Consider the following 14165-nt stretch of genomic DNA (forward strand, 5'->3'; position numbering starts at 1 on the left):
TAGGAGACAGATCAGTCAAATGCCGACCTGACTGATAAATTTGGTGGTCAGGTAAGCATCCAGGCCTTCAGTTCCCCCCTCACTGCCATGTCCACTGGACTTGATCCCGCCAAACGGCGTTTCGGGTAAGGCGAGGCCGAAGTGGTTGATCGATACCATGCCAGCCTGCAACCGGTTGCCCAGTTCGGTCGCGGTTTTCAATGAGCGGGTAAAAGCGAACGCCGCGAGGCCATACTCCAGGCTATTGGCTTGAGCGATGACACTGTCCAGATCGCTGAAACGCAACAGCGGTGCCACCGGCCCGAAAGGCTCTTCATTGAGTAGTCGCGCCTGTTCCGGCAAGTCGGTCAACACCGTCGGCTGGAAGAAATTGCCCTTGTCCCCCATCCGTTGTCCACCCGTTAGCAGCGTTGCCCCCAGCTCCCGGGCGTCGGCGACCAGCTCTTGAACCATCATCAACCGACGCGCGTTCGCCAGTGGCCCCATTTGACTGGCGGGGTCGAAACCGTCGCCCACCTTGAGCTGTGCCGCGAGCTCGGCAAACCTGCGGGCAAACGGCTCGAAGACGGCATCGTGCACGTAGAAACGCGAGGGGGCGGCGCAGACTTGCCCGGCATTGCGGAACTTGAGCACGCACGCCAGTGCGGCGGCAGCTTCCACGTTTGCATCCTCGCAGACGATAAACGGCGCATGCCCGCCCAACTCCATTGTCGTCAGCTTCAAATGCGCCGCAGCCAAGGCGCCCAGTTGCCTGCCGATGGCGGTCGAGCCGGTAAAGGACACCTTGCGGATGATCGGTGACTTGATCAGGTAATCGGAGACATGCGCCGGCACGCCAAACACGAGGTTCAATACCCCCTCGGGCAAGCCCGCATCATGGAAACAGCGCACCAGCTCGATCACGGCGCCAGGTGCCTCCTCCGGTGCCTTGATGATGATGCTGCAGCCTGCCGCCAAGGCGCCGGCGATTTTGCGCACTGCCTGATTGATCGGGAAATTCCACGGCGTGAAGGCTGCCACGGGCCCAACGGGCTCGCGCACCACCAGTTGGCGCACGGCCGCATTGCGCGACGGCACGATGCGGCCATAGGCGCGCCGGCCTTCCTCGGCATACCACTCAATGTGGTCAGCGGCGCTTTTGGCCTCCAGGGTGGACTCGGCCAACGGCTTGCCCTGGTCCAGTGTCATGCATTCGGCCATCCGCGCATGGCGTTCACGGACCAGTGCCGCGGCGCGGCGCAGGATGGCCGAGCGGTCGTAGGCCGACGTGTTCGACCACGTTTCAAACCCTCGCCCGGCGGCTGCCAACGCGGTGTCCAGGTCCGCGTTGGACGCTAACGGCAACTGCCCGATCGTCTCGCCTGTCGACGGGTTGATGACAGTTGCAGTATTGCCCGAACACCCTGCAGTCCATTGGCCGTCGATGTAGAACAACAGATCGGTATACATGGATCACTCCTCGATAATTGGCATTTGACGCAGGAAAACGCATAGCGGCGAGCAACGTGCGCGCAGACAAATAAAACAAGGCAACAGGTTGACACCGTCAACCACATACTCGTAACTTTGGTTCACTATGTCAACCATGTTTTATGGTCATAATGAGGCCCCAATGAGAGACGTCATCCTGTGTGAATGCTTCGCCCGTGATGGTCTGCAACACGAGCCAGACTTTCTGCCTACCCACCTGAAGCGCACGTTGGTGGAGCGTTTCGCCGACATCGGCTTTCAAAGGATCGAGGCTACGTCCTACTCCAACCCTGCGGTTATTGCGCAATTTTCCGACGCCAGCGCCTTGTTGGCAGACCTGCAGCGTCGGCCCGGAGTGTTCTACAAAGCCACTTGCGCCAACGTGCGCGCGGTAGAACGCGCGCTCAACGACCTTTGCGCTGGACACGGTGCCAATGAGATCAGCCTGCTGGTGTCTGCTTCGGATGCTCATTCGTTGAAGAACCTCAAGCGCAGCCGGGAGGATCAGTGGCGCAACATCAAACAGATGGTCGAAAAGGCCGAGGGGCAGTTCCGTTTGATCGGCACTGTATCCGTGGCGTTTGGCTGCCCGTTTGAAGGACGCGTCAACGAAGCCGACGTGCTGGCGGATATCGAACAGTTTGCCCAATGCGGCGTGAAGTACATCACGCTGGGTGACACCACGGGTGTTGCCACGCCACAGAGCGTCAAGCGCCTGTTTCGTGCGGTGCAGGCGTTGTTCCCCGAGGTCACGCCCATCGCTCATTTCCACGATACCCGCGCCACCGGGTTGGTGAATTACATCGCCGCCCTGGAAGCCGGCGTCACGCATTACGACTGTGCCTTTGGAGGCATTGGCGGGCATCCGGCCAAGGTCAAATACGGTGGCGGTCACACCGGCAACGTCAGCACCGAAGACTGGGTAAGCCTCCTGGAGTCCATGGGCGTGCGTACCGGGATCGATCTTGAACGCCTGCTTGATGTTGCCGCCGAATGCGAGACTGCCCTCGGTCGTGAACTGCACAGCCGTACCCTGCGCAGTGGGCTGAACCCGCTTATTCACGCCCGCGCGTGACCCGCCCACGGGAATAAAAAAGGCGCATGGGCCTGGGTCCATGCGCCTTTTTCATGACCACCGAATCAGTGCGACTGACGACGCTCCAGGCGCTTGATGTATTGCATCGCTACCAGCAGCACAATCGACAACAGAATCATCAATGTGGATACCGCAGCGACGGTCGGGTCGATCTGATCGCGGATATTGGCGAACATGCGCCGAGGCAGCGTGGAACTCTCACCGCCGACGATGAACAGGGCAATCACCACCTCGTCGAATGACGCGATGAACGCGAACAACGCGCCAGAACAAATCGACAAGCGCAGTTGCGGCAAGGTAACGCTGAGAAACGCCCATGGCCGTGAGGCCCCCAGGCTGCGAGCCGCCATTTCCTGGTTCATGTCGAACCCCTGGAGGCCATTGCCGACGGCGATCAGGACAAACGGTATCGCCAGCACGCTGTGCGCGAGTACCAGCCCTGTGATGCTGTTGTTGAGCCCAGTACGTGAGTAGACGAAAAACACGCCCACCGCGACCAGAATGATCGGCACCAGCATGGGCAGCATCATCAAGCTGTTGATCAGCCTGGCCACGCCGCCGCGCACCTGCGACAGGCCGTAGGCGGCCAATGTCCCCAACACCGTGGCGATACAGGTCGACAGGACTGCCACCTTCAGCGTTATCCAGGTGGCCGTCATCCACTCCGGCGACCCCAGGTAAGCCTCATACCAACGCAGGCTCCACGCTCGCGGCGGAAACTCCAGGTACTGCGAGGCGGAAAACGACATCGGGATAACGATCAGGCACGGGATGATCAGGAACAGCAGAATCAACCCAACCAACACATACAACCAGAGCCGATGCGCATGGGTGATCTGCGTCGGCGTCACCGCTTGATGGAGTTTGAACATTAGCGATTTCTCCCTTGTTCGTTGAGCCCGAACAGCTTGCGCATGCCCCACAGGATCAACACCGTGGCCACCAACAAAGCGACACCCAACGCACTCGCGGCTCCCCAGTTTCCGTACAGGGCGATGGTGTCGCTGATTTTCATCGACCACATGGACACCCGTCCGCCCCCTAGCAGCGCCGGCGTCAGGTAAAAGCCCAGGCAAATCACGAATACCAGCGTGATGCCCGAGGCCAGGCCTGGGAGCGACAACTTGAAAAATACCTGGCGAAACGCCTGGGCCGGCGTAGCGCCGCAGTTGGCTGCCGCTGACATCAACAGTGGATCGATGTTTTTCATCCTGTCGTAGAGCGGCAACACCATGAACGGCAACATGACGTGCACCATGCCAACAACGGTTCCGAAGAAGTTGTTCACCAGCGCCAGTGGTTCATGGATCAGGCCCAGATCAAGCAACCCGTTGTTAATGACGCCTTGGCGCTGCAACAACACCAGCCAGGCATAGGTACGTACCAGAATCGAGGTCCAGAACGGCAGCAGCACAAAGGCCATGCAGATCTGGCTGGCGCGTTCCGGCAACTGTGAAAGCAGGTACGCCAGTGGATAGCCCAGCACCACGCACACCGCCGTGACGCAGAACGCCATCTGGAACGTGATGATGAAACTGCTCAGGTACACCGGCCGCAGCAAGCGTAGATAGTTGTCCAGGGTCAGCGCGCCGTTGGTGTCAAAAGCCGATAACCAGAACAGCCAACCCAGCGGCACGGCCAGTACCACAAACACCAGGATGAACCCCGGCAGCGTCAACGACAGCAGGGCCCGGCGCTCACGGGCTTCGGCGCGCGCCAGAAGGCTGGCCATCGGGTCTTTATCTGGCGCGGCGGCGCTTCTGGCACTCCCGGATAAACCGACTTGCTTCATGGGCGCAGCCCCTCTATGGCTTTGGGCAGATGGGGAAATTGGCATTCATGCACCCTCCGCCACCAGCAACGTGTCTTCAGCATGCAGCCAGAGCTCGACAGCTGAACCCGGCGTGGGCACCGGCACTTCACGAAAGCCCTTTTGATGGCGCGCGGTGAGTTCACTCCCATCGGAAAGCACCAGGCCAACGTGATAGCTGTCCCCCTGATAAACCACGTCACGTGCAATTGCATCGATCCGGTTCATCGCGCTGGTGTCCGACGGCACCTGCCATTGCAAACGCTCCGGCCGCACCATCAGCACCCGCGGCTGCGACACCTTAAGCGCGGTGCCTTTGGGCAGTTTCAGCGCTCGGCCCTGGAACGTGACGGCATCCGCTCCCTCCTCCACGGCAAAAAAACAACTCTCGCCAATGAACCCCGCCACAAAGCGATTACTCGGCCGCTCATAGAGCGCGTCCGGTGTATCCAATTGCGCCAGCTTGCCTTTGTTCAACACCGCAATACGGTGTGACAGCGTCAGTGCTTCCTTCTGATCATGGGTGACATAAATCGTGGTCATGCCCAATCGAGCATGAAGACGCTTGAGCTCAAGTTGCATGTGTTCACGCAGGTTTTTGTCCAGGGCCGAAAGGGGTTCGTCCATCAGCATGATCTTGGGTTCGAACACCATTGCCCTGGCCAGTGCAACTCGCTGGCGCTGCCCACCGGACAGCTGGTGAATGCCGCGTTCACCCAAGTGGTCCATCTGCACCATTTCCAGTGTGGCCTTGACCCTTCGAGCTCGCTCGGCACCGCTGACCTTGCGCAAGCGCAAGGGGTAGGCGACGTTTTCTGCGACGGTCATATGCGGGAACAAGGCATAGTTCTGAAACACCATACCAATGTCACGCTTGTGTGGCGGGCAGGTCAGGAACTCCACACCGTCCACCTTGATGCTGCCTGCATCCGGGCGAATAAAGCCTGCCAACACATTCAGCAAGGTAGTTTTCCCGGACCCCGAAGGGCCGAGAAGCGTTAAAAACTCACCAGGATTGACGTCCAGGGACACATGATCGATAGCGGTAAATGTCCCGTAACCTTTATAGACATCCCGAATTGCAATACTGCCTTGCATGATTCCGACCTCCACAAAAGCCACTGTTACTGTGCGATCAATTCTTTGTAGTCTTCCTGGACGTCCGTGACATGCTCGCCCCACCAGCGTGCGTCCATCAGCGTTTGCTTGGCCCTGTTGGCGGGCGACATGTTTGAACTGTTCAAGGCGTCGGCGGGAACACCGGGCTGCTCGAACGCAAGGCTGTTGGTGGGGCCGTAGTAACCCATCATCGTTGGAATCCGTGCCTGAATGGCCGGGGATATCGAATTGGCGATCAGCTTTTGCGCGCCTGGCACATTGGGCGCGCCTTTCAGGATGGCCATGCAACCGTAGCCGAGCAGGCCGTCTTCATAGGTGTAGGCCACAGGTGCCTTGTCCTTCACGACGGAGTCGATGCGGCTGCTCCAGATCGCAATCAGGTCAACCTCTCCGTCCTTGATCAGCTGCGCCGACTGCGCGCCGGAGGTCCACCAGACCGCTACGTAGGGTTTGATCTTTTCCAACGAGGCAAGCCCCCGCTTGATATCCAGAGGATAGAGCTGGTCGCGGGGCACGCCATCGGCCAGCAGGGCCACTTCAAGCATTTCGTCTGGCGCGACAGACAACGCGCGGCGCCCGGGGAATTTTTTAACGTCCCAAAATTCCTTCCAGCTCTTTGGGCCTTCCTTGAATTTATCGGTGCGCCAGCCCATGACCACAGAATAGCTGTTGGTCGCGATCCAGTTTTTATCCCGCGCCAGGCTCGGCACGCCCTTGGCGTCAATGACCGAGTAGTCCAACGGTTCCAGCATCCCCTGCTTGTCCAGCGCTGCGCAATCATTGGCACCGATATGAATGGCATCCCATGCGGGCTTGCCAGACTGCACCTGCAGTCGCACGGCGGGCTGGCCGTCATGCGATTCGGTGCGCAGCTTCAATCCTGCCTTCTCTGCCGCCGGGCCCCACAACGTGGCAATCAATGCATCCTGCAAGCCTCCGCCATAGCCTGCAACGGTCACTGTCGACGGGTCGGCCGCCCAGGCCTGTGGTGCGATCAACACCGCACTCACAACCGCCAACACATGAAGCCCAAATGCTGATTTTTTCAGGGTGTTGAACATTTTCCATCTCCTGTTTCTAGCGCCCGATGAGCGCGGACTTGTTATTAAGCAGAGATAAAGATCAAACCTTAGCGCAGTTATCGATGAACCCGGCCGTGTTCCCGGTCGTTTTTCTTCAGCGGTATGAGCGGCAGAAGATGGTTGACAACATGAACCACATGATTCACATTGTCAACCATATTGAAATCAGGCAAATTAACAACCACTGCACCCAGACTGCAGGTCGCCCCACCCGAACGGAGTTTCGCTATGTCACGCTCATTGCACGCCAGCGACATCGCTTTTCACATTCACAGCCAGACCAACCTTGCCAGTCATGAACAGGTCGGCCCGACCGTGATGGTTCGCGGCGAGGGCATCTACACGTGGGACGACCAAGGCAAGCAATACCTGGATGCCATGTCCGGCATGTGGAGTGCTGCACTGGGCTATAGCGAGACGCGCCTGGAAGAAGCCGCGCTGCGGCAAATGAAGCAACTGCCCTATCACCAGAACTTTGCACACCGCTCTACCGAACCGGCCATCCAGCTGGCAGAGCGTTTGATTTCGCTGGCACCGGTGCCGATGTCCAAAGTGTTGTTCGCGTGCTCGGGCTCCGAGGCCAACGACACCGCGATCAAGTTGGTCTGGTATTACTGGAGCGCGCTTGGCCAGCCACAACGGCGCAAGATCATCAGCCGCAATCGCGCTTACCACGGCACCACCATCGCCAGTGCCAGCCTCACCGGCCTTGGGCATTTGCACCAGGATTTCGGGTTGCCACTGCCGGGTTTCCTGCACGTGACCTGCCCGCACTATTACCGCGAAGGGCTGCCAGGCGAGAGCGAAGAAGCCTTTTCCACGCGCTTGGCCGCCGAGCTTGAAACGCTGATCGAGCGCGAGGGCCCCGAGACCATTGGCGCATTCTTTGCCGAACCGTTGATGGGAACCGGTGGCGTGATTACCCCGCCGGTGGGCTATTTCGAGAAAATCCAGGCGGTGCTCAAACGCCATGGCATCTTGCTCGTGGCGGACGAGGTCATCTGTGGTTTTGGCCGTACCGGCAACTGGTGGGGCTCACAGACCTTCGGCCTGCAGCCCGACATGTTGACGTGCGCCAAAGCGCTGTCGGCGTCCTATCTGCCGATTTCCGCGCTGATGATTTCCGAACCGGTGTACCAGGCCATGAAAAGCCAAAGCGAAAAGATCGGCGTGTTCGGCCACGGCTTCACCTACGGCGGCCACCCGGTCCCTGCCGCTGTCGCGCTGGAGTGCCTGGACATCTACGCCGAGCGCCAACTGCCTGCGCATGCCGACAAGGTCGGCGCACGCCTGGGCGCCGGCTTGCGCAAGCTGGCCGACCATCCGCTGGTAGGCGAAGTGCGTGGCGCAGGCCTGATGTGGGGTGTCGAATTGGTTGCCGACAAAGCCAGTAAGGGCGCCTTCCCGAAAGACTGGAAAGTCGGCCTGGGCGTGTCTCGGCAAACCGAAGCCAACGGCGTGACCGCGCGTGCGCTGAACGACAGCGTGGTGTTCGCGCCGCCCTTGATCATCACCGACAGCGAAGTCGACCTGGTACTCGAAGCCTTTACCAAAGGACTGGATGCCAGCCTGGCGCTATTGCGCGAACAATCGCGCTTCAACGGTTGAGCTGGTGTAGGTACTCCAGAACAATGAGAGGCTAATTCCTTCCTCCAGATAGCCCCTAGGTGCCTTATGAAAAAAACGACCACCGCAGCCGAACGAGAGCCCGAAATCACCACCGACATGCGCGACCTGTTTTCCGTCCAACTGCAACGTCTGGCCGGCCTGTCGAGCCGTATCGCCGCCATGACTATCCCCCAGCATTTCGCGATTACGGTGCTGGAATGGCGAACCCTGGCGATTCTCGACTACCTCGGCCAAGCCCCCCTGGTGCGCGTGGCCAAGCACGCCAGCGTGTTGAAAAGCCAGATGAGCAGGATCGTCACCCACTTGACCAAACGCGAGTTGATCGAGCGCCAGCCCAACCCGGAAGACGGACGCAGCGCCCTGCTGTGCCTGAGCGCGGAAGGCAAGGAGATGGTGCGTCGCATCCTCGATGACTCCAACGAACGGAACGAACGCATGCTCAGCGGCTTGTCTGACAGCGAACTCAAGCAATTGCGCGAACTGATGCAGCGCGTGTTCAACAACAGCCTTGAGTACTACGGCGAACTCAAGAAAAACAATCCGTACAACCTGAGTCCGGAGAATGACGATGAGGATTGAAGCATGTCGCTCGACACCCGTCTGACTCGCTTGCTGGGTATCCGCTATCCAATTATCCAGGCGGGCATGAGTTGGGCATCCAGTTGCGCCGCCCTCCCCGCTGCCGTTTCCAATGGCGGTGGCCTGGGTGTGATTGCGGCAGGGCCGATGCGCTTGGCCGACCTTGCGCAGACACTGCGCGAAATGCGCGAGCTGACCGATAAACCTTTTGCGGTCAACATCCCGCTGTACCGCAAGGGCGCCGACGAAGTCCTGGACTTGCTGGTGGCCGAGCGGGTTCCGGTGATCATTGCCAGCCAAGGCTCGCCCAAGGCTCACTTGCAACGCTTCAAGGCTTACGGGGCGACTTGGCTGCACGTGGTCGCCTTTGTCGACCACGCACGCAAGGCAGCCGCAGCCGGGGTCGATGGGCTGGTGGTGGTCGGCAGCGAAGCCGGCGGGCATCCGCCGGCAAACGAAGTCAGCACCCTGGTCAACGTGCGGCGCGTGTTGCAGGAAGTCGACTGCCCGCTCGTGGCCGGTGGGGGTGTCGCCGATGGCCACGGCATCGCTGCGCTGCTTGCCCTCGGCGCTGACGCCGTGCAACTGGGTACCCGCTTTATGCTCTCCGAGGAAGCGTTCCTGCACCCGGCCTATAAACAAAAAGTCCTTGAGGCTGACATTGGCGACACCGTCCTGGTCGGGCGTGGTGCGTTGCCAGTGCGCAGCGTGCGCAACGCGTTTACCGAACGTGTCGCACAGGCCGAGCGCGATGGCTTGCCCCAGACCGCCCCCGAGGCTTACGCCGCGCTGCTGGCTTCGGCCAGCTTGAAACAGGCGTCGTTCGACGGCGATGTCAGCAACGGCAAGGTGGAAGCCGGACAAAGTGCCGGGCTCATCCATCAACTGCTGCCCGCCAGCGCAATCATGCAATCGCTCATTGAAGAACTCGAACAGGCCCTTGCCCGCCTGCGCGCCATGCAACCCTGACAGGAGCACTTTATATGACCGAACGACAGGTCGTTCTGCGCGAAACCCGTGACGGCGTTCAAACGCTGAAGCTCAACCGCCCGGACAAACTCAACGCATTGGATTTCGCCCTCACCGAGGGGCTGGTCCAGGCGTTGAAGGATGCCGATGCCGACCCGTCGATTCGCGTCGTGATCGTCACCGGTGCTGGCCGTGGCTTCTGTGCGGGGGCCGATACCCGCGAGTTCCAGGTGCTGACCCCGGACAATCAAGCGCTGGTCGAACGCCGTGCTGCGCTGACCACCGAGTTACAAGGGTTGGTCAAACAGATGAGCAAACCGGTGATCGCTGCCGTGAATGGCTACGCCATGGGCGGTGGCTGCGGGTTGGCCCTTTCCTGCGACCTCGCGTTGGCGGGTGAAAGCGCGCGCTTCGGGTACCCAGAAGTCAAGCATGGCATCGTCGCCGCAATCGTCATGGCAGGGCTGGTCGAGCATGTCGGGCGCAAGGCCGCGTTCGACCTGGTAGCTACCGGACGCACCCTGGACGCTCATGAGGCCCGACAACTGGGCATGGTCAACCGGGTCGTGGCCGACGCCGACCTGCTGGGTGAAGTGCAAGCCCTGGCGCAGGAGCTCGCGGCCCATCCGTTACAGGCGATGCAAGCCACCAAGGGGATTTTCCACCGGGTCACCGAACTGCCCTTCAGCGAAGGCCTGAAAATCGGCCAGCAATTGAACGCACACATGCGCGCGTTTCGCCAAGCGGAGTCGACCGAATGAAACCCCTGGAAGGTGTAACGGTGGTGGAGCTGGCGCGTGTGCTGGCGTGCCCCTTCGCCGGCATGATTCTCGCCGAACTGGGCGCCCGGGTGATCAAGGTTGAACAGCCCGTCGACGGTGACGAAACCCGAGGCTATGAACCCTTTGTCGGTCAGCCTGACGAGAGCCTTGCCCACTTGGACGAAGACGCCCAAGCCGAAGCCATGGGGCGTGAGCGCAGTGCTTACTTCTATGCCTTCAACCGCAGCAAGGAGTCGATCACAGTGAACCTGCGCACCGCCGAGGGACAGGAGATCGTGCGCAAACTGGCGCGTGACGCCGACGTTGTGCTGGAAAATTTCCCGGTGGGCACCCTCAAGCGCTATGGCCTGGATTGGCCCGCACTCAAGGCTATCAACCCGCGCCTGCTCTACGTCTCCTGCACAGGGTTCGGCCAGACCGGCCCCTATGCCAGTCGCAAAGGCTACGACACGGTGTTCCAGGCCATGAGTGGGATCATGAGCCTGACCGGCGAAAAAGACGGTGGCCCGGTGAAGCCCGGTATTCCGGTGTCCGACCTGAGCTCTGGTTTGTGGATCGCCCTGGGGATTGTCTCCATGCTCCAGGGTCGGCAAAAAGACGGCACGGGCGCCTACCTCGACTTTTCCATGCTCGACGGGCAAATCAGCCTTCTGGCCTTGGCCGCCGCGCGCTACTTTGCCCTGGATGAAGTGCCCGAACGCCTGGGCACCGAACACCCTGGCCGCGTCCCTTCAGCCAGTTTCCTGTGTGCTGATGGCGGTTACGTGCACATCACAGGGGCCGATCAGCACTGGCGTCCGCTCTGTGCCTTGCTGGGCCTCGATGCTTTGGGCGCCGACCCGCGACTGCAGCACAACAGTGGCCGCGTATTGCACCGCGACGAGGTCATGGAGCACCTGACGGGCGCCATCGCCCTGCTCACCCGCGCTCAGCTTTGCGCCGCCTGCGACGCGGCGGGTGTGCCCGCCGGGCCGTTGAATACGCTCGACGAAGTGATTGTCGACCCGCACTTGCGCGCACGCGGCGTGTTCGCCGACTTCGAACACCCCGAGAGCGGGCGTTTCCCGGCCATCCAATTGCCGTTTCTGTTCAACGGTTATGACAACCCCACGGCAAACCGCCCGCCCCTGTTGGGCGAGCACACTGACCGGGTACTCCAAGACCTTGGCTACAACCCGCAAGACATCGACGCCTTGCACCGCGCAGGAGCTGTATGACCATGACTCAGCCCGACGTTCCATCCGTGGTAAGCCTTGCGGTAGCGGGAAACATCGCCACCGTGACCCTGAACCGCCCCCAAGCCCGCAACGCCTTGAATACCCAACTGTGCGTCGAATTGCATGTGGCCTTACGCGAAATCGGCGCACGCACCGACATCCATGTGCTGCTCATACGCGCCAACGGCCCGGTGTTCTGTGCCGGTGCCGACCTCAAGGAGCGCAAGCTGATGGATGAGGACCAGATCCGCGCGCGACGCATCAAGGCGTTCGCGCTGTATGCGGCACTGGAAAACCTGCCCATGCCTGTGATTGCCGTGATCCAGGGGCCGGCAGTGGGATCCGGCTGCGAGATCGCCAGCGCCTGTGACTTCATCGTCGCCAGCGACCTGGCCAGCTTCCGTTACCCGGAGGCCCGCTGGGGGACGGTGGGTGCAACTCAGCGACTACCACGCATCGTCGGCCGCCGGATGGCCAAAGAGCTGATGTTCACTGGCCGCGAAGTCAGCGCACAGGAGGCCAAGTCCATCGGGTTGGTCAACCAGGTACTGCCCCATGCCGAGTTCGAACGCTATGTCGAGGCGCTGGCCCACGAGATCGCCTCGGCCCCCACCCACGCTATTCGCAGCGCCAAACGCACCCTCGACAAAGGCGCGGATGACAGCCGCGCGGGTGCCCTGGCCCACGAGATCCTCGCGATAGAGGACAACCTGACCGAAGGCACCTGGCGTGCCGGCATGACATCTTTCGCCTGAGGAATCCCCATGACTGTAACGACTTCTCCGCTGCCCGGTCCCCTGTGGACCGTACTGAGCGACGCTGCCCAGCACTACCCCGACAATGACGCGTTGATTGCCGACGACGGCCGACTCACTTATAGCCAGCTGCTCGATCAGGTAAATATCACCGCTCGCGCCATGCTCGGGTTGGGCCTGCAACTTGGCGAGCACATCGGCGTACTGATGGGCAACTCCGTTCAATGGGCGGTGATTTGGTATGCCGCGGCCTCGCTCGGACTGGTTTGCGTGCCGTTCAACACACGTTTTCGTAGCGACGAGCTCAGTTACGGCCTGGCTCATGAAGACGTGCGGGCATTGTTCTGCGTGGATAGGTTCCTCAATAAAATCGATTTTGTCGGCATGCTCGAAGCAGTCGAACCGGCGATCAACACAGAGCTGCCAGGTACCCACCTGCCGCTGTTGGAGCATCTGGTGGTGTTCGGCCAACACGTACCGACGGCGGGCCTCGGCGCAGCGGCCTTCCTCGAAATGGGCAACCACATCCCACCTGCTGAGTTGGCCGCTGCGCGCGCGCACGTCGTGCCGGACGATACGCTGTTGATCCAGTTCACCTCGGGCACCACCGCCTTTCCAAAAGGCGTGATGCTCAGCCACGCCTCAATGCTGGGCATCGCCAAATGCGTGGCCGTGCGCATGGGGGCCGGCCCGCAAGACCGCTACTTCAGCCCACGGCCGTTCTACCATGTGGCTGGCAGCACCATGTCGCTGCTGGTTGCGCTGGTTCACGGCGCCGCCCTGATTACATCCGCGACCTTCGATCCGGCTCAGGCATTGGCGATCATGGAGCGTGAACAGTGCACCCTGACGTCGGGCAACGACACGATGTTTCTGATGATGCTGGCCGAGCCTGGATTCAGCGGCCAACGATTGTCCCTGCGCGGCGGTTGGGCGGCTGCCAGCCCACAGATACTTCACGACGTTGTCGAGAAGATGGGGGCGAAGGACATTTGCAATGCCTACGGTCTTTCGGAGGCTTCGCCGAACTTGGTCTTTTCTGACTACCGTGAGCCATTGGCACTGCGCCTGAACGGCTCCATGACCACACACCAAGGCCTGGAGATTAGCGTTCTTGACCCGGACAGCGGCCAGCCAGTGCCCGCCGGCACACCCGGTGAAATCTGCGCCCGCGGCTGGAGCCTGATGAAGGGTTACTACAAGCTGCCCGAACAAACCGCCGCCGCGCTACGTGATGGCTGGCTGCACACCGGAGACCTCGGGACATTGTCCGCAGACGGCCGCCTGCAGTTTATTGGTCGACTCAAGGACATGTTTCGCGTGGGCGGTGAAAACGTTGCGCCGCTGGAAGTTGAACAAGTGCTGCTCAAACACCCCGCTATCGAGTTGGCACAGGTGATTGGCGTGCCCGACCCACGTTTGGGCGAGGTGCCTGCTGCCTTTGTCACCCTCAAGCACGGAAGCCTGGCCAGCAGCGAAGAGTTGATCGCGTTCTGCAAGGCTCGCTGCGCCAACTTCAAGGTGCCTCGCTACCTACAGGTGGTCGAGGACTTCGAAAGCATCGGCATGACCGGATCCAGCAAAATCCAAAAAAACCGCCTGCGCGACTACGCAATTGCACAGCTTGGTTTGGGTTGAACACCGCGCCCAGAACACC

The 14165-nt window shown here is 60.7% G+C and carries 13 protein-coding genes; 8 read left to right on the forward strand and 5 right to left on the reverse strand.

Going from position 1 to position 14165, the window contains the following annotated elements; genetic code table 11:
* Nucleotides 1-15: 15 nt before the first annotated feature.
* Complete coding sequence (locus HF257_RS01200) at nucleotides 16-1449, reverse strand: NAD-dependent succinate-semialdehyde dehydrogenase (protein WP_185703907.1); 1434 nt, start codon at nucleotides 1447-1449, stop codon at nucleotides 16-18.
* Between the two features lie 163 nt (nucleotides 1450-1612).
* Here HF257_RS01200 and HF257_RS01205 point away from each other — a divergent pair, with 163 nt between their 5' ends.
* Nucleotides 1613-2545: a hydroxymethylglutaryl-CoA lyase gene (locus HF257_RS01205; RefSeq protein ID WP_185703905.1), complete on the forward strand. Its 933-nt coding sequence runs from the start codon at nucleotides 1613-1615 to the stop codon at nucleotides 2543-2545.
* Between the two features lie 65 nt (nucleotides 2546-2610).
* Here the strand turns inward: HF257_RS01205 and HF257_RS01210 are convergent, their stop codons facing one another.
* From HF257_RS01210 to HF257_RS01225, 4 genes are read right to left on the reverse strand one after another with little or no spacing between them, the layout of a single operon-like run.
* Nucleotides 2611-3438, reverse strand: coding sequence for an ABC transporter permease (locus HF257_RS01210; RefSeq protein ID WP_185703903.1), 828 nt, complete (start codon nucleotides 3436-3438; stop codon nucleotides 2611-2613).
* The gene (locus HF257_RS01215) at nucleotides 3438-4358 is read right to left on the reverse strand and encodes an ABC transporter permease (RefSeq protein WP_185703901.1); all 921 of its coding nucleotides are present in this window, start codon (nucleotides 4356-4358) and stop codon (nucleotides 3438-3440) included. The genes HF257_RS01210 and HF257_RS01215 overlap by 1 nt, the downstream gene beginning before the upstream one ends.
* A 45-nt stretch (nucleotides 4359-4403) precedes the next feature.
* Nucleotides 4404-5474 carry an ABC transporter ATP-binding protein gene (locus HF257_RS01220; RefSeq protein WP_185703899.1) on the reverse strand — a complete coding sequence of 357 codons (1071 nt, stop codon included), beginning with the start codon at nucleotides 5472-5474 and terminating at the stop codon, nucleotides 4404-4406.
* A gap of 26 nt (nucleotides 5475-5500) precedes the next feature.
* Nucleotides 5501-6556, reverse strand: a complete 1056-nt coding sequence (locus HF257_RS01225) for an ABC transporter substrate-binding protein (RefSeq protein ID WP_185703897.1) — start codon at nucleotides 6554-6556, stop codon at nucleotides 5501-5503.
* 249 nt (nucleotides 6557-6805) lie between these two features.
* On the opposite strand from HF257_RS01225, the gene HF257_RS01230 reads away from it, so the two are divergent.
* The 7 genes from HF257_RS01230 to HF257_RS01260 all read left to right on the forward strand — a co-directional run bounded on the left by HF257_RS01230 (nucleotide 6806) and on the right by HF257_RS01260 (nucleotide 14146).
* The gene (locus HF257_RS01230; RefSeq protein WP_185703895.1) at nucleotides 6806-8185 is read left to right on the forward strand and encodes an aspartate aminotransferase family protein; all 1380 of its coding nucleotides are present in this window, start codon (nucleotides 6806-6808) and stop codon (nucleotides 8183-8185) included.
* A gap of 66 nt (nucleotides 8186-8251) precedes the next feature.
* Nucleotides 8252-8785, forward strand: a complete 534-nt coding sequence (locus HF257_RS01235; RefSeq protein WP_185703893.1) for a MarR family winged helix-turn-helix transcriptional regulator — start codon at nucleotides 8252-8254, stop codon at nucleotides 8783-8785.
* A gap of 3 nt (nucleotides 8786-8788) precedes the next feature.
* Nucleotides 8789-9754, forward strand: a complete 966-nt coding sequence (locus tag HF257_RS01240) for an NAD(P)H-dependent flavin oxidoreductase (RefSeq protein ID WP_185703891.1) — start codon at nucleotides 8789-8791, stop codon at nucleotides 9752-9754.
* 14 nt (nucleotides 9755-9768) lie between these two features.
* A complete protein-coding gene (locus HF257_RS01245; RefSeq protein ID WP_185703889.1) occupies nucleotides 9769-10515 on the forward strand; it encodes an enoyl-CoA hydratase/isomerase family protein in 747 nt (248 codons plus the stop codon).
* Nucleotides 10512-11753 (forward strand): CaiB/BaiF CoA transferase family protein, encoded by a 1242-nt coding sequence (locus HF257_RS01250; RefSeq protein WP_185703887.1) that lies wholly within the window; start codon nucleotides 10512-10514, stop codon nucleotides 11751-11753. Before HF257_RS01245 ends, HF257_RS01250 begins: the two co-directional genes overlap by 4 nt.
* A 2-nt stretch (nucleotides 11754-11755) precedes the next feature.
* Nucleotides 11756-12508 (forward strand): enoyl-CoA hydratase/isomerase family protein, encoded by a 753-nt coding sequence (locus HF257_RS01255; RefSeq protein ID WP_185703885.1) that lies wholly within the window; start codon nucleotides 11756-11758, stop codon nucleotides 12506-12508.
* A gap of 9 nt (nucleotides 12509-12517) precedes the next feature.
* Nucleotides 12518-14146: an AMP-binding protein gene (locus tag HF257_RS01260; protein WP_185703883.1), complete on the forward strand. Its 1629-nt coding sequence runs from the start codon at nucleotides 12518-12520 to the stop codon at nucleotides 14144-14146.
* Nucleotides 14147-14165 lie beyond the last annotated feature (19 nt).

The organism is Pseudomonas cremoris (assembly GCF_014230465.1).